The 15190-nt window shown below is 65.9% G+C and carries 11 protein-coding genes; 8 read left to right on the top strand and 3 right to left on the bottom strand.

The window, feature by feature from the left end; translation table 11 throughout:
• Positions 1 to 13 precede the first annotated feature (13 nt).
• From ACYVII_RS09485 to ACYVII_RS09475, 3 genes are all read right to left on the bottom strand, one after another.
• The gene (locus tag ACYVII_RS09485; protein WP_460534270.1) at positions 14 to 1357 is read right to left on the bottom strand and encodes an ABC transporter substrate-binding protein; all 1344 of its coding nucleotides are present in this window, start codon (positions 1355 to 1357) and stop codon (positions 14 to 16) included.
• Between the two features lie 251 nt (positions 1358 to 1608).
• The gene (locus ACYVII_RS09480; RefSeq protein ID WP_460534268.1) at positions 1609 to 4992 is read right to left on the bottom strand and encodes a carboxypeptidase regulatory-like domain-containing protein; all 3384 of its coding nucleotides are present in this window, start codon (positions 4990 to 4992) and stop codon (positions 1609 to 1611) included.
• 59 nt (positions 4993 to 5051) lie between these two features.
• On the bottom strand, positions 5052 to 6080 hold the full coding sequence (locus tag ACYVII_RS09475; protein ID WP_460534266.1) for a LacI family DNA-binding transcriptional regulator: 1029 nt from the start codon (positions 6078 to 6080) through the stop codon (positions 5052 to 5054).
• Positions 6081 to 6222: 142 nt separating this feature from the next.
• On the opposite strand from ACYVII_RS09475, the gene ACYVII_RS09470 reads away from it, so the two are divergent.
• The 8 genes from ACYVII_RS09470 (at position 6223) to ACYVII_RS09435 (ending at position 15011) form a co-directional block, all read left to right on the top strand.
• Complete coding sequence (locus ACYVII_RS09470; protein ID WP_460534264.1) at positions 6223 to 7563, top strand: ABC transporter substrate-binding protein; 1341 nt, start codon at positions 6223 to 6225, stop codon at positions 7561 to 7563.
• A gap of 11 nt (positions 7564 to 7574) precedes the next feature.
• Positions 7575 to 8897: a BNR-4 repeat-containing protein gene (locus tag ACYVII_RS09465; protein ID WP_460534262.1), complete on the top strand. Its 1323-nt coding sequence runs from the start codon at positions 7575 to 7577 to the stop codon at positions 8895 to 8897.
• Positions 8894 to 9898, top strand: coding sequence for a DUF6807 domain-containing protein (locus tag ACYVII_RS09460; RefSeq protein WP_460534260.1), 1005 nt, complete (start codon positions 8894 to 8896; stop codon positions 9896 to 9898). Before ACYVII_RS09465 ends, ACYVII_RS09460 begins: the two co-directional genes overlap by 4 nt.
• Positions 9895 to 11076, top strand: coding sequence for a Gfo/Idh/MocA family protein (locus ACYVII_RS09455; protein ID WP_460534258.1), 1182 nt, complete (start codon positions 9895 to 9897; stop codon positions 11074 to 11076). The genes ACYVII_RS09460 and ACYVII_RS09455 overlap by 4 nt, the downstream gene beginning before the upstream one ends.
• Positions 11073 to 11834 carry a cupin domain-containing protein gene (locus tag ACYVII_RS09450; protein ID WP_460534256.1) on the top strand — a complete coding sequence of 254 codons (762 nt, stop codon included), beginning with the start codon at positions 11073 to 11075 and terminating at the stop codon, positions 11832 to 11834. The genes ACYVII_RS09455 and ACYVII_RS09450 overlap by 4 nt, the downstream gene beginning before the upstream one ends.
• Before the next feature lie 247 nt (positions 11835 to 12081).
• Positions 12082 to 13005, top strand: coding sequence for a carbohydrate ABC transporter permease (locus ACYVII_RS09445; RefSeq protein WP_460534254.1), 924 nt, complete (start codon positions 12082 to 12084; stop codon positions 13003 to 13005).
• Positions 12995 to 13897: a carbohydrate ABC transporter permease gene (locus ACYVII_RS09440; RefSeq protein WP_460534252.1), complete on the top strand. Its 903-nt coding sequence runs from the start codon at positions 12995 to 12997 to the stop codon at positions 13895 to 13897. Before ACYVII_RS09445 ends, ACYVII_RS09440 begins: the two co-directional genes overlap by 11 nt.
• Positions 13898 to 13955: 58 nt before the next feature.
• The gene (locus tag ACYVII_RS09435) at positions 13956 to 15011 is read left to right on the top strand and encodes a LacI family DNA-binding transcriptional regulator (protein WP_460534250.1); all 1056 of its coding nucleotides are present in this window, start codon (positions 13956 to 13958) and stop codon (positions 15009 to 15011) included.
• The last annotated feature ends 179 nt before the right edge of the window (positions 15012 to 15190 follow it).

Raw genomic sequence — 15190 nt, 5'->3', positions numbered from 1 at the left:
TGGTGAAACCGGATCACGATGCGGAGTTGATCAGCCCCTGCACCTCGGTCGTGAACGCCTGTGCCGCTGCCGACGGAGTGGCGCGACCGAAGATCACGTCTTGCGTGTGGCGCTGTGCGACCGCAGCGACGGTGCTCGTGCCCTTCGGCGGCACCGGCGGCACCCACTTGATCTCGCTCTTGATGTCTTCGAGGTACTGCACCGCGAGCTGGTCGGTCTTCGAGAGGAGCGGCTTGACCACGGCGAGCACCTTGGTGTTCGCCGGAACGCCGCGCTCAGCAAGCTGCAACTTGGCTGCGTCCGTGCTGTTCAAGAAGTAGTTGATCAGTCCACCGGCCTGGGCGGGGTTCTTCGTCTGCGAGCCGATCGACCAGTACATCGACGGCTTGTAGTACAGGCCGTTCTTGCTGGCTGAACCGGCAACGCTCGGCGGGCGAAGCAGCACGATGTCGCCGCCGCTCGACTGCTGGTAGGCAGTGATCTGGTTGCTCCAGGTCCAACCGAGCGCGGCCTTGTTCGTGCCGAAGAGGGTCTGCTGCAGCGACGCGGCGATGTCGTTCGTGAACTGGTCGGGCGTGGGGGCGTCACCCGCATCGAACAGCTTCTTGATCATGGTGAACCAGTCCGCGAGCGTGTTCACCTTGAAGCCGAGCTTGCCTTTGTCGGTGTACAGCTGCTCGTTGTGCTGGTGCAGCCAGATCTTGATGTCCTGATCGCCGCTCTGCCAGGTGGTGCCGGTGAACGCACCGCCAGAGCCCTGCTTGAGCTTGCTGCAGATGTCGAGGTAGTCGTCCCACGTCCACGTCTTGTCGTCGGGCACCTTGACGCCTGCCTTCTCGAACAGCGTCTTGTTCGCGGCGATGCCGTACGCGTTGTTGCCGGTGGGGATGCCGTACAGCTTGCCGTTCAGAGTGCCCGCGGAGAGGGATGCCTTCAGCGGGGTGAAGTCGATGCTCGCCACCTTCGACATGTCCAGCAGGGCGCCACGGCCGCCGTACTCGGCGATGTACGCCTGGTCCATCTGGATGATGTCGGGCTCCGTCTGCCCCGCGACCTGCGTCGACAGCTTCGTCCAGTACGTCGCCCACTGTCCGGGCGCCTGGTTCACGGTGATCTTCGGATGCGCGGCGGTGTAGTTCTGGATGATCTTTGCCGTGTACGCGGACCGCACCGGGTTGGTCCACCACTCGAAGTTGAGCGTCGCCTTCTTGAACGCGTCTCCGGCCGCTGCGGTCGAAGTTGCGCCGCCACCGGCGGGGGTGGCGGACGTTCCGCACCCGGCGAGCAGGAGCGTCGTTCCGATACCGGTCAGGGCGAGTGCCCCGAACTGGCGCCGGGAGATCTGCTGCTGTGACATGTGGCCTCCTTGCCATGCTGTGGTCACGACGGGCAAACGCTTTCCCGCGTCGTCTGCCACATTATGGTGACCTCGTTCGAATGGTGTCAAGCGATCCAGGGCAGTTATCAGAAATCGCTTTCTGACGCCCAGTGTATCGGCGCCGGTGACCTCATTCCTCCGCGTGCGTAACGATTCCGACAAGGGGCGGGGAGGCCGTGCCGCCTGCGACACGGTTCCGACCGTGGCGGCGCAGCCCTGTTCAGTCGACCTCAGCTCGTCACGTCGAGGGTGAGCGGACGGCTCGAGGTGAAGCCGAATTGATTGGTCAGGACCGCGATCACCTGGTGGGTGCCGGGCGAGAGACCGGTGAGGGCGGTCGTCACCTTCTGCGCCGACGGGGTCGCAGCTGTCAGTTGCTGTTGATCCACGGCGGCTCCGTCTACGTAGAGGGTGTAACTCGTAGCGTTCGTGCCCCACCACATGTTCGTCGTCACCGTCGTGTTCGACGCGCCGTGATACCCGTCATCGCTGAGCACGGGGACGCCGGGGTCGGCATCGGTCACCTTCACCGTCACCGAGCTGGTCGCAGTGTCGCCCGCGCTGTTGCTCAGCACACCGGTGTATTCGTACGTGCCGTTCGGCAGTCCGTCGATGGTGACCGTGGATGCCTGTGCGTCGTCGCCGTCTGCCAGGAGCGGCTCCGTGTAGATAAGGGTGCCGTTCTGGTAGAGCGAGTAGCTTGTCGCGTTGCTGCCCCACCAGTTGTTCATGTGCACGTCGAAGTAGCCGTCGTGCAAGCCATCCGCCCAACCCTGAGTAGTGGAAAGGGCAGCCGCCGCCGGCGCGGAGGACTGCTGAACGGGCAGCCCGTATCCGATGCGCACGTTGTCGATCGTCTGCGTTCCGTAGTTCGAACTGGTCGCCTGGTAAACGATGCGCTGGATGCCTGGCATCGATCCCCTGAACGCCGCGTCGGCGACGACCTCCTTGCCATCCACGTAGAAGTCGTAGCGCTGGTTGACCGTGTCGACGACGAGGGCGAGGTGATACCAGGTGCCCGGCGTGTACGGGACCAGGTTCTTCAGCGAGGTGCCTTCGTATGCCGCGATCTCTCCCTTTGTCGTGGCGACGGCGACACCGGGTGTCGAGCTGGAGCCGTACAGGTATGGTGCGCTGAAGTAGTCGCTCTTGTAGGCATCCGCGGAGTCGGTGCGCTGCACGTCGGCTTCGACGGTGATCAGGCCCTCGAGAGGCGTCCCGAAGTCCAGTTCCGCCCCGGTGATACCGCTGTTGCTGGAGCGGGTCTCCTGCAGCGACCGGTTGGTCCCCGGTGTGTCTGCGACGACACCGACGCTTCCGCCGGAGGCGGACGTGGTCCAGTCATCCGTTCCCGTCGCCAGCGTTCCGATGGGTAGTGAGTCGAAGTCGTGCGTCTGGATCGCCGTGCCGTCCGTCGTCGGCATCAGGAGGGTTGGCGCTGTCGTGGTGGTGGCGATCACCACCTGCACTCCGGACTCGACTGCGCTGCGGTAGCCGCTCTTCGTCGCCGTGAGCACGTAGCCGGATCCCGCGGTGACGGTCGGGAAGGAGTAGCCGCCCTTTGCATCTGTCTTCGTCGCTCCGACCGTCGTGCCCGCCTTGCTCAGGGTCACGGTCGCGCCTGCCAGCGGCTGCGCGTGGTCGTCGTCGATGGTGCCCTGGAGGGTTCCCGTGGTGATGGTCGGCGTCAGCGTCAGGTCGAGCCGTGTGCTGTCGCCGTCGGCCACGGCGGCATGCGTCGTCGCCGTGGCGTAGTACTTCGCGGATGCCGAGACAGCGACATCCGTGCTGAACGGAACTCCTGGCACCACGTAGAAGCCGGTGGAGTCTGTCGTTGCCGTGAAGGTTCGGCCGTCGGCGGTGGCGGTGATCGTCGCACCGCTCAGCGGTCCGCCGACGCTGGAGGTGACCAATCCGTCGATGGCTTCGCCCGGCGCTCCGGCGGCCGTGCGGTACTCGAAGGCGCCGACGTCGGGGGCGTTGTTGTAGAGGGCGTTCCCGGCGAAGTCCACTCCGCCGTTGCCGGAGATGGCCGTGCCTTGATCGATGAGGGCGGATCCGGAGAGCGGTGCGTAGGCGCTCGCCGTGGCCAGAGCCGGGCCGGTTGAGGTGCCGCCGTATGGCCCGGTCACCGACGGATCGGTGAATCGGGCATCGCCGGTGACGGGATGCGTCTCGGCACTCGGAATCGTCGGCGCAGGACCGCCGTAGTAGTTGTTCTCGTAGGTGACGCCCGAGCCGGAGGGCATGGCCGGCGAGCCGGTCGTCGAATAGAACGCGTTGTTCGAGAAGGCGTAGTCGCTCTGCGTCATGAGCCACGCCATCGAAGAGGCGACGTTGTAGAAGGTGTTGTTGTAGATCTGAGCGGTCGCGCTGGATGCCGATCCGAGCTGCATCGAGTATTCGGAGTTGTTCGCGATGACGTTGTATCGCCAGATGCTGTCGCCGAAGTGGATCTGGAAGATCAGGAAGCCGACGTTGTTGTCGTGCATGTAGTTGTCCTGCACGATCATGTTCGTCGTGCCCATGTCGGTGTCGATCGCGTTCGAATCGCCGCCGCCTGCCTTGACCGACGTGCCCATGACCTCGTTGTGCTGGGTGGTGGCGTCATCCGAGTAGTCGTATTCGATACCGCACGTACCCACCCGGTCCACGACGTTGTTCTGCACGAGCGCGCCGCGCACGCTATTGAGGAGCATCCCGTTGGCGCCGTAAGCGGTGCCGGCCTGGGTGATGTAGTTGTTCTGCACCGTGAGGTTCGTGAACGGGTGATAGTTCGGATCGGTTGCGGAAGTGCGCATGCCCCAACCGGTCGCAACCGCCCCTGCGTTCGTCCCCGCGTACTGCTTGGTGATGATTCCGCCGAACGACGTGTTCTCGATTCTCGAGTTCTCCACCGTCATGTCGTTCAGGATCGTCGGATTGCCCGGGTTCGCCGGGTCGGCCACGGTCGTCTCGAAGACGATGCCGCCGGTGTTCTTCATGCCGTCCCAGCCGGTGGCGAACGTGATGCCGGGCTTGTTGTTCGCGGTGCTGCCGCCCATCCAGTGCACTTCGCCGGTGACGTCGTGAACGTAGACCGAGTCGACCGTGAGCCCTGAGAGAGTCTGCCCGTCATCTCCGCCGATGTAGATGCCCCGGAAGTCGCCGAGGTTCGCTCCTGGCGTGCTTGTCGACGGTGCCTGGTTGGTGACCTCGATGTTCTGGATCGTCCAGTACTGCTGGTTGAAGAGCTCGACCGCGTTCGGCACCTTTCCGGCACCATCGATGCGGGGAAGCGATCCCGAACCGTAGTCGCTGATCGTGATGCCGGCGGTGGCGTCGCCTGAGCCTTGGGGCCGCAGCGTGACGCCGCTCCACTCGGAGCCGTCCGCCAGCAGGATGCGATCGCCCGGCTGGAACGTCGTCGCATCCACTTTGGTCAGCGACTGCCACGGTGACGTGGCGCTCGTTCCCGGGTTCGCATCGCTTCCGATTGCGGAGTCGACGTAGTACGTCGTACCTGTGGTGTCTGCGTGCGCGGGCGGTGCACCTGCAACAGAGAGCGTTGCGCCGGTCAGTGCTGCGATGCACGTGGCGGCGGCAAGGGTGATCGTTCTGACGAGTCGGGGCATGGGGCTGAGATTAGTGATCGTTCACTTTCGATGTCAACGATCTTCTACGAAGCTTCGCATCAGCGCGGTGCCGGCCCGCTGGATGCCCGCGCGATGAGCCTGCCCATCACCTGCGGTTCGAAGCGGGGCGGCTCGCGATCCTCGACCCTGGCGATCAGCTCCTGCATGGCCTGCCGCCCGATGAGCTCCAAGTTGAGCTCCACTGTTGTGAGCGTCGGCGAGAGGAAGCGCCCGATCTCCTCGTTGTCCCAGCCGACGACGCTGATCTCGTCGGGAACCCGGATGCCGCGGTCCTGAAGCCCGCGGACCACGCCGAATGCGACGAAGTCGTTGGCCGCGACGACCGCCGTCACGCCCGAGTTGGCCGGGATGTTGCGTGCTGCTTCGTAGCCGGACTGCACCGACCAGTCGCCACCGACCACGCCGTAGGACTCCAGCCCCAGGCGTTCGACGGTTTCCAGATAGACGGCTCGACGGTTGCGGGCGGACGCCCAGTCCTGGTTCCCGGCGACGTGCAGAAAGCGACGATGCCCCAGGTTCGCGAGATGCTCTACGACTTCCGCCGTGTACGCGCCGTCGGCGAATGCGCCCGTTGAGCGCATCTTGTCGTCGTACTCGCCCATCACCAGCAGGGGAGCGGATGGCTCGGCATTCGCCGCGAGCACGTCGCCGAGCGGCGTGAACGAGAGGATGCCTTCCGCGCGTTCGCTGTCCATCAACGTGAGTACCCGCTCGCGGCGGCGAACCTCATCCCCTTCCAGGCTGACGACGTCGACCTGGTAGCCGGCCTCGTGCGCGGCGGCCGCGGCACCGCGGAACGGCGAAGGGACGAAGTAGGTCAACTCAGGCAGAATGATCGCGATGCGGTTCGTGCGTCGAGTTCGCATGGACCTCGCGATCAGGTCGGGCCGGTAATCGAGGTCGCGGATCGCCCTTTCGACGCGCTCGACGGTGGCGGGCTTGAGGCCCCCGTTGAACCTGAGGTAGCGCGAGACCGTCTGGTGCGACACGCCGGCATGCTGGGCGACCTGCATGATCGTCACGCGTTTGCGCCGGGAACTGCCGAGCGGCACATCCTTACCTTGCATGTCGCAAGTTTTGCACACACGTAGTGAACGATCACTATTTGTGCTACCGTGACCGCACATTGGGAAAGCGGTTGCCCGCTCGGCCGTAGCACCGATGTGCAGCCCGAATCGAGAGACACCACCCCTGGCAAGGAGGCCACACATGTCACAGCAGCTCTCCCGGCGTCAGTTCGGCGCCCTCGCGCTGACCGGGATCGGAACCACGCTTCTGCTCGCCGGATGCGGAACATCGGCGACGCCGAGCGGCGGCGGCGCCACATCGACCGCGGCAGCCGGCGACGCGTTCAAGAAGGCGACGCTCAACTTCTCGTGGTGGACCAACCCCGTGCGCTCGGCGAACACCGACAAGATGGTGCAGGCGTACACCAAGGCGCATCCGGCGATCACCGTGAACCAGCAGCCGGGTCAGTGGGCGACGTACTGGACCAAGCTGTCGACGCAGGTCGCGGGGCAGACCGAGCCCGACGTCATCCAGATGGATCAGGCGTACATCGCCGAGTACGGCGGACGGGGTGCACTGCTCGACCTGTCGGGCGTCGCCTCGATCGACACGAAGCCCGTCAAGTCGTCGCTCGCCGACGGAACCCTGAACGGCAAGCTCTACGGCATCCCGATCGGTGAGACCGCGTACAGCATCTGCGCGAACAAGACGCTGTTCCAGAAGGCAGGCGTCGAGGTTCCGGATGACAAGACGTGGACCTGGGATGACTATCTCGACACCTGCAAGAAGCTCGCGGCCGGTTCGGGTGGCGCGTTCACCGGTACGAACTGGTACGGAGGCGATCAGGATCTGCAGATCTGGCTGCACCAGCACGGTCAGCAGCTGTACACCGACAAGGGGAAGCTCGGCTTCAGCGCCGGCACGGTGACGAGCTGGCTGACGATGGTGCAGAAGCTCTTCTCGTCCGGCGGTGCGCTCACGCCGGATCAGTACACGAACGACATCGTCGCCTCGACGCAGCAGACCCTGTTCGGCACGAACAAGGCCGCGCTGGGGTGGCTCTGGAACACGCAGATCACGTCGTACCAGGCCGCCAACGGCGGCGATTGCGTTCTGCTGCGTCCGCCGAGCGTCGCGGGATCGGCCACGAAGAACGGCCTGTACCTCAAGCCGTCCATGTACTGGTCGATCGGGTCGCAGACGAAGTACCCGGCGCAGGCGGGAGGTCTGATCAACTACTTTCTCAACGACATCTCGGCCAACAAGATCCAGCTCACCGAGCGTGGCGTGCCGGTGGGTGCCGCGGTCGTCGCCGCAATCAAGCCGCTCCTGTCGCAGTACGACCAGAACGCGGTCGACTACCTGGAGAACGTCACGAAAGAGATCAAGTGGGTTCCCCCGGTTCCGCCGAAGGGCACGAGCACGGTGGCATCCGTCTCGCAGCGCCACACCGAAGACGTGATCTTCGGGCGGGCGACGCCCGCTGCCGCGGCCGCGGCATTCCGCACCGAGGTCCAGTCCTTGCTGGCCAGCAATTCATGACGCGGGGATCCATGACCGAGTACGTCGTCAACGACAACGGTGCCTGGTGCTGGTTCCAGGACGAGCGGGCTCTCGTCGACCCCGAGACGCAGACGCTCGTCGTCGGATCGATCGCGGTCGCCGAAGGCCCGGGAGGCGAGGGCCGGGCGGGCAACGTCGAGCTGACCGTCGTCGACCTTCGCACGGGCACGTCACAGGTGGTCGTTCTGCACGAGGCGTTCGAGGCGGACGACCACGACGTGCCCGCGTTATGGCGGCGAGCGGATGGCCGCTGGCTCGCGGTCTACACGAAGCACAAGACCGATGACCTGCTGCGCTGGCGAGTCAGCGATCCCGGCGACCCCACTCGCTGGGGTTCTGAGCAGGTGTTCGACTGGGCGTCGTACACCGGCGGCCGTGGTGTCACGTATGCGAACCTGCGCTCGCTCGACGGCCGGCTGTACTGCTTCAGCCGGGCGGTGAACGACGACCCGTGTGCGCTCGTCTCGGACGACGACGGCGACACCTGGCGCTACGCGGGCAAGATCTTCACCCGCCCGAAGATCGGTTATGTCAACGGCTACACGAGATACGCCGGCGACGGCGAGCGGATCGACCTGATCACGACCGACCACCACCCACGCGACTACGACAACTCGATCTACCACGGCTATTTCGAAGACGGCGCCCTTCACCGCTCCGACGACTCCCGGGTGCATGACCATCTGTTCGACCCGGCAGTGGATGCCGCGTCGCAGGTGCAAATCACGACCGTGCTTGCCGCGGGGGAGGAGCTCGACGGGGTGAGGCTGACGCACGCCTGGACATCCGACATCCGCCGCTCGGCGAACGGCACGATCGCTGCCACCTTGACGGCGCGCGGGGACGACGACCCTGACGGCCGCGACGAGGAGTTCGCTCGTCTGCGCCCGGTTCTCGACCACCGGTTCGTGTACGCGCGCAAGGAACCGGGGCAGGAGTGGTCGCGGCACCTGCTCGGCAAGGCCGGGGCCGGCCTTCTTCCGCACGAACAGGACTACACGGGCCTCGCGACGATCGACCCGTACGACCTCGACTCCGTCTATGTCTCCACGCCGTTCGATCCGCGCTCCGGAGCCGCCACGGCGCATCACGAGATCTACTCGGGCCGCACGGAAGATGGCGGGGCGAGCTGGTCGTGGACGCCTGTCACCGAGAACTCGGACGTCGACAACCTGCGCCCGATCGTGGCGCCCGGCGACCCCGAGCGCGTGGCGCTGCTCTGGTTCCGCGGTGAGATGACCGCGTCGCAGCATTACCGCTGCCAGGTCGTGCTTCGCGATACACCCCGACCTGGAGAGGGATCTCAGCGATGACCGATCGAACCGCGCTCGTGCTTCGGCACGAAATCGACCGCAACGTCGACGTCGCGGTGTCAACCGATGCCCGCGCCGACGTCACGCTCATGCGGTACGTCTACCGTCCGGACGAGGTTCAGTACGAGTCACCGCGACCGTACGTGCATCCGATTCGCACACTGTCGGGCCGGCTCGTGACCGTCTTCCGGCCATGGGACCACGTGTGGCACAAGGGCATCACCCTGGCGCTGCCCGTCGTCGGACGCGACAACTTCTGGGGCGGACCGACGTACACGCGGGATGCCGGTGGTTACGTCGCGCTGCCGAACAACGGCTCGCAGGACCACGAGCGGGTCACCACGATCGGGCGGTATGGCGAGGTCGCCGTCTTCGCGCACGACCTCACCTGGCACCGCGAGCCGGCCGACGGCAGCGCCACGGGCGACATCGTGTTCTCAGAGAGTCGGCGTCTCACGGTCTCGCTCGCCGACGATGAGGATGCCTGGGTGCTCGGCTGGCGCACCCGCCTCACTAACGCATCCGGAGCGTCGATCGCTATGGGGTCGCCCACCACGGAGGGCCGGGAGAACGCCGGTTACGGCGGCCTCTTCTGGCGCGGGCCTCGTTCGTTCGCCGGCGGGGCGATCATCGCCTCGAACGGGACGACCGGAGAGGATGTCCGCGGAACCCGTGGCGAATGGGCCGGCTTCTGCGGTCGTCACGACGGCGAGGACGGCTCATCGACCGTCGTGTTCGCCGACCTGACCCCGGCGCAGAATCTCGACACGAAGTGGTTCGCCCGCTCCGAACCGTTCGCCTGCCTCAACCCAGCGCCGTTCTTCGACCGGGTGCGCGTCATCGAGGCGGGAGAGACCGTGGAACTCCGCTACGCCGTCACGGTCGCCGACGGCGCAGCGGACGCCGATCGGATGTCTGTGCTCGCCGACACCGGGCGCTCCGCGGTCGAGCGCGCAGAAGCCAGCGTTTCACGCAATGCAGAGGAAGGGTCACTGACGTGACGAACAGGGAGACCACAACGATGCCGCGCGACGCGGCATTCGCGCAGGACGGGCGACGCCGCGTCTTCACCGCGGAGAAGCCGCTGCGGGTGGGCATCGTGGGCACGGGCGGCATCGCTTCCGCACACGCCAAGGCCATCGGAGGGCTGGACGGTCGTGCCCGGATCGTAGGTGCGTGTGACATCGATGCGGGCCGGGTTCGTGAGTTCCAGCATTCGTGGGATGTGCCGGTCGGCACGACCTCGCTCGAGGAGCTGCTGGAGGCGGTCGACCTCGACATCGTGCACCTGTGCTCGCCGCCGGGTCTGCACAAGCAGCAGGCGGTGGCCGCGCTGCGGCGAGGCATCCATGTGCTCAGTGAGAAGCCGCCTGCGTTGTCGCTGGCCGAACTCGACGAGATAGCCGAGGCCGAACGCACCGGAGGCGCTCAGTTCGCGACGGTATCGCAGCACCGGTTCGGGTCGCGTGCCCTCTGGTTGCGTGACCGGGACGCCGACGATGCGTTGGGTCGTCCGCTGACGACGGTGTGCAACACGCTCTGGTACCGGCCGAACTCCTACTTCGACGTGCCCTGGCGGGGACGGTGGGACACCGAGGGAGGCGGTCCGACGATGGGTCACGGCATCCATCAAATGGACACCATGCTCTCCATCCTCGGTCCGTGGGCGCAGGTGGTCGCCGTTGCCGCACGGCAAGCGCGGCCGGTGGTGACCGAGGACGTCTCGCACGCGATCGTCACGCTGGAGAACGGTGCGGTGGTGAGCGTGGTGAACAGTCTGCTGTCACCGCGAGAGACGAGCTATCTGCGTTTCGACTTCGAGTACGCCACGGTCGAACTCGAGCACCTGTACGGATACACCGATGCATCCTGGACGATCACCCCGGCACCCGGCCACGAAGAATCGGTGACGGATGCCTGGGCCCAGGGCCCGGCGAGCACGCCCAGCAGCCACGCGGCGCAGTTCGCCGCGATCCTGCGAGCCATCGAGAACGGTGACCGGCTTCCCGTCTCGCTGACCGATGCCCGTTCCACGCTCGAACTCATCGCGGGCATCTATGCGTCCGCCTTCACCGGACGCCGCATCGACTCCGGTGAGATCGATGCCGGATCGCCGTTCTACCGCAGCATGGCCGGAAGCGGCGCCCCGTGGGACCCGCCGGCCGCCGGTGAGCGATGAACGACGCGGTTCCCCGGAGCAGGATGCCGGGCGGTGAACTCCTGGATGCCGGCCTGCCCGGCGGTGTCGCGGTCTCACGTCTGCGGGTGTACGACTGGCCGACCGCCGACGGGTTGAGTGGCGGCTCGCCGCACCTTCACACGGCGTCGTCCGAGGCGTACGTTGTGCTCGGCGGCCACGGCAGAGTGCAGACCCTGAGCTCGCACGGCTTCGCCACCACGGAGCTTCGACCGGGAACGATCGCGTGGTTCACGCCGGGCACGGTGCACCGCCTCATCAACGATGACGGTGCCCTCGACATCCTCACGCTGATGTCGAACGCCGGGCTGCCCGAAGCCGGGGATGCAGTGCTGACCTTCCCGCCCGAAATCCTCGCCGACGCGCGGAGCTACGCGCGGCACGCTGCTCTCCCGCGATCCGCCGCCGAGGAGGACCTCGCGGATGCCGCCCGCCTGCGCCGAGATCTCGCACTCGACGGTTTCGCCCGGCTCTGTGCTCGGGCCGAGACCGATCTCGAGCGCGCGCTGCGCGAGCTTCACGATGCCGCGGCTGCGCTCGTCGCCGATCGCATCCCGGGGTGGGAAGCCATCGTCGAGGCCGGCCCTTCGGCCCAGCTCTCGGCCACGCTGCGGCAACTCGAGCATCTCGCCAACGTGGGCGCAGGGATCATGGGCGAGTCGGGCATCCGTGTCATGTCTGACACCGCGGAACGATTCGGCATGTGCGGCAGGCTCACGGTGTGGGGCAGCGAACGGTGAAGGGCCGAGCCACGCTCCTGGGACCGAGAACGAGGATCGTGAACCCGTGGACGAGGATGCTACCCTTGCTGAGAAATCGCTTTCTGACTCGGCTTGACGGATCGCGTGGGTCGCAGGTAACGTTGCTCCAACAGTTCCGGGGAAGCGCTTTCCAAGACTGTTCAACCCGATCTCGGGCATGGTTTGCTCGAGAGGATCGCACCGCGGTCCACACCATGTACTCAGCGTCGACTACCAGGGGGCTCGCGTGAGCGTCTTCGAAGAACTGCGATCGGTCAGATCGTCCAAGACGACGGGCAAACGCGATAACAAGGCGGCCTTCTTCTTCCTGCTGCCGTGGCTGCTCGGCTTCATCTTCATCACCGCCGGTCCGATGATCGCGTCGCTGTGGATCTCGGTGACGAACTACAACCTGATCCAGGCGCCGTCGTTCGTCGGCGCGCAGAACTACATCCGGATGTTCCAGGATCCGCGGCTGCTGAACTCGCTGCGGGTCACGTTCGAGTACGTGTTCGTCTCGGTGCCGATCCAGCTGATCCTGGCGCTGGCCCTCGCGTTGCTGCTCGACCGTGGAATGCGGGCGCTGCCGTTCTACCGGTCGGTGTTCTACCTGCCATCGCTGCTGGGCAGCTCGGTGGCCGTGGCCATCCTGTGGCGTCAGATCTTCGGTCAGGGCGGCCTGGTGAACCAGGTGCTCGGACTGATCGGGCTGCACAACATGCCGGGCTGGATCTCGGATCCGCAGTGGGCGCTGGGCACGATCATCCTGCTGAACGTGTGGACGTTCGGTGCGCCGATGATCATCTTCCTGGCCGGTCTGCGGCAGATCCCCGACATGTACTACGAGGCGGCGTCGATCGACGGTGCGGGCAGGTGGCGCCGGTTCTTCAGCATCACGCTTCCGATGCTGTCGCCGATCATCTTCTTCAACATCATTCTTCAGCTGATCGGCGCGTTCCAGTCGTTCACACAGGCGTTCGTGGTCTCCGGTGGAACCGGTGGTCCGTCTGACTCGACGATGTTCTATTCCCTCTACCTGTACCAGCAGGGCTTCAACCAGTTCGACATGGGTTATGCCTCCGCGATGGCGTGGCTGCTGTTCATCATCATCGCCATCATCACGGCCGTGACGTTCGTCACCTCGAAGTATTGGGTGTTCTATGACAACTGAGACCGCAACCAGGGCTCTGCTGGTCCCGTCGGGCCGCAAGGACCGCGAGCGATCGCGTGGCGTGCGTGCCACCGTGCGCAGCTCGATCAAGCACGTGATCATGATCGCGGCGGCGATCCTGATGATCTATCCGCTTTTGTGGATGGTCGTCAGCTCGCTTCGCCCGAACAACGAGATCTTCACGAACCCGTCCATCATCCCGAACCACTTCGACTGGCAGAACTACACGGCCGGCTGGAACGCGTTGTCGTCGCCGTTCGGGCTCTACCTCGGCAACTCGCTGATCATCGTGCTCGGCGCCGTGCTCGGCAACCTGTTCGCCTGCTCGCTGGCGGCATACGCGTTCGCCCGGCTCGAGTTCCGGTTCAAGCGGGTCGCGTTCACGATCATGCTGCTGACGATCATGCTGCCGTTCCAGGTGACACTGGTGCCGCAGTACATCATGTTCTCGTTCGTGCACATGCTGAACACGTTCTGGCCGCTGATCCTGCCGAAGATCCTGGGTACCGACTCGTTCTTCATCTTCCTGATGGTGCAGTTCATCCGCGGCATTCCGCGTGAGCTGGACGAGGCGGCCCGGATCGACGGGTGCGGGCATCCGCGGATCTTCTTCCGCGTCATCCTGCCGCTGATGACCCCGGCGCTGGCTACGACGACGATCTTCACGTTCATCTGGATGTGGAACGAGTTCTTCGGCCCGATCGTCTATCTGACGCAGCCGCACACGTGGACGGTGCAGGTCGCCCTCGGCCAGTTCATCGACAACCAGACCGGCGGCAACTGGGGAGAACTGTTCGCCATGTCGGTCGTGTCGCTGATACCCGTATTCGTCGCCTTCCTCATCGGCCAGCGCTTCCTCATCCGAGGCATCGCCACCACCGGCATCAAGTAACTGCACGGCGGCGCTTCGGCCGTGCGGCACAATCGGAAGTGGCAGCAGGGGAGCAGGAGTGGCAGCAGACATCCGTGGCGCATCGCATGAGCCGGGCGGGAACGGCTCCGTCCCCACGCTCGCCGACGTCGCCAAGCACGCGGGCGTGTCCCTCGCGACGGCATCGCGTGCACTGAACGGCAGCACGCGCACGGTCAACCCGCAGCTCAAAGCGAGGGTGGAGGCATCCGCTCGACAGCTGCACTACACGGCGAACGTGCAGGCGCAGGCCGTCGCACGCGGCACGAGCCGCACCGTCGCGCTCGTGCTCGGCGACATCGCCGACCCGTACTTCTCCGCCATAGCGGCAGGGGTCGCGCATGCCGCGGCGAGGCAGCGACTCATCGTGACGATGTCAACGGCGGGGACCGAGCCTGAGACCGTGGTCGAGACCATCGCCGCATTGCGAGGCCAGCGCCCGCGAGCCGTGATCGTGGTGGGCAGCCGGTACGTGGACGACGAGACGGAGGCCGCGATCGCGGACGAGCTCCGGGCCGTGGAGGCCCAGGGCGGGCGCGTCGCCATGATCGGCGCTCAGGCGAACGGGTTCCGCGCCGTTCCCGTGCTCAACGCGGACGGGGCTTCCGCGCTCGCGGACGCTCTCGTTGGGCACGGATACCGCGACTTCGCCGTGCTGGCGGGGCCGACGAGCCTCACCACGTCGGCCGACCGCACCCGCGGCTTCCTGGCCGGACTGGCCGCGCACGGCATCCAGCCGGATGAGGCATCCGTGCTCACCGGTGGGTTCTCCCGGCAGGGCGGGTACCGAGACATGCTCCGGATGCTGGATGCCGGCATCCGCCCGCAGTGCGTCTTCGCCGTCACCGACGTGATGGCGGTCGGCGCGATGACCGCGATGCGCGAGCGAGGACTGACACCCGGGGTGGACATCGCCGTCGCCGGATTCGACGACATTGAGATGCTGCAAGACGTCGTGCCGTCGCTGACCACGGTGTCGCTTCCGTTGCGGGAGCTCGGTGAGCGGTCGCTGGAACTCGCGCTGGCGGAGGCGCCGCCCGAGCAGCAGCCGATCCGCGGCGAGGTCACGCTGCGCGACAGCACCCCGCCGCGCTGAGCCACCTTGCGCGACAGCACACCGTCGCGCCACGGCCCGGCGCCCTTCCTCTGCGCTACACAGATCGGCATCCGCCACACGTTTTTCGTGTGGCGGATGCCGATTGGTGTAGCGCTTGGTGTGCGCGATATAGCGGATGCCGATTGGTGTAGCGCGAACTCAGGTCGTTTCGCTGACGC

The sequence above is a fragment of the Humibacter ginsengiterrae genome (assembly GCF_054780115.1).
The sequence above is the reverse complement of the archived record's forward strand: the minus strand, read 5'-3'. Positions and strand labels throughout refer to the sequence as shown.

Excerpts from the sequence above, each read along its gene's own strand:
- ACYVII_RS09465 (WP_460534262.1), top strand. The coding sequence starts at position 7,575 with ATGACCGAGTACGTCGTCAACGACAACGGTGCCTGGTGCTGGTTCCAG.
- ACYVII_RS09440 (WP_460534252.1), top strand. The coding sequence starts at position 12,995 with ATGACAACTGAGACCGCAACCAGGGCTCTGCTGGTCCCGTCGGGCCGC.
- ACYVII_RS09450 (WP_460534256.1), top strand. The coding sequence starts at position 11,073 with ATGAACGACGCGGTTCCCCGGAGCAGGATGCCGGGCGGTGAACTCCTG.
- ACYVII_RS09485 (WP_460534270.1), bottom strand. The coding sequence starts at position 1,357 with ATGTCACAGCAGCAGATCTCCCGGCGCCAGTTCGGGGCACTCGCCCTG.
- ACYVII_RS09460 (WP_460534260.1), top strand. The coding sequence starts at position 8,894 with ATGACCGATCGAACCGCGCTCGTGCTTCGGCACGAAATCGACCGCAAC.
- ACYVII_RS09480 (WP_460534268.1), bottom strand. The coding sequence starts at position 4,992 with ATGCCCCGACTCGTCAGAACGATCACCCTTGCCGCCGCCACGTGCATC.
- ACYVII_RS09470 (WP_460534264.1), top strand. The coding sequence starts at position 6,223 with ATGTCACAGCAGCTCTCCCGGCGTCAGTTCGGCGCCCTCGCGCTGACC.
- ACYVII_RS09475 (WP_460534266.1), bottom strand. The coding sequence starts at position 6,080 with ATGCAAGGTAAGGATGTGCCGCTCGGCAGTTCCCGGCGCAAACGCGTG.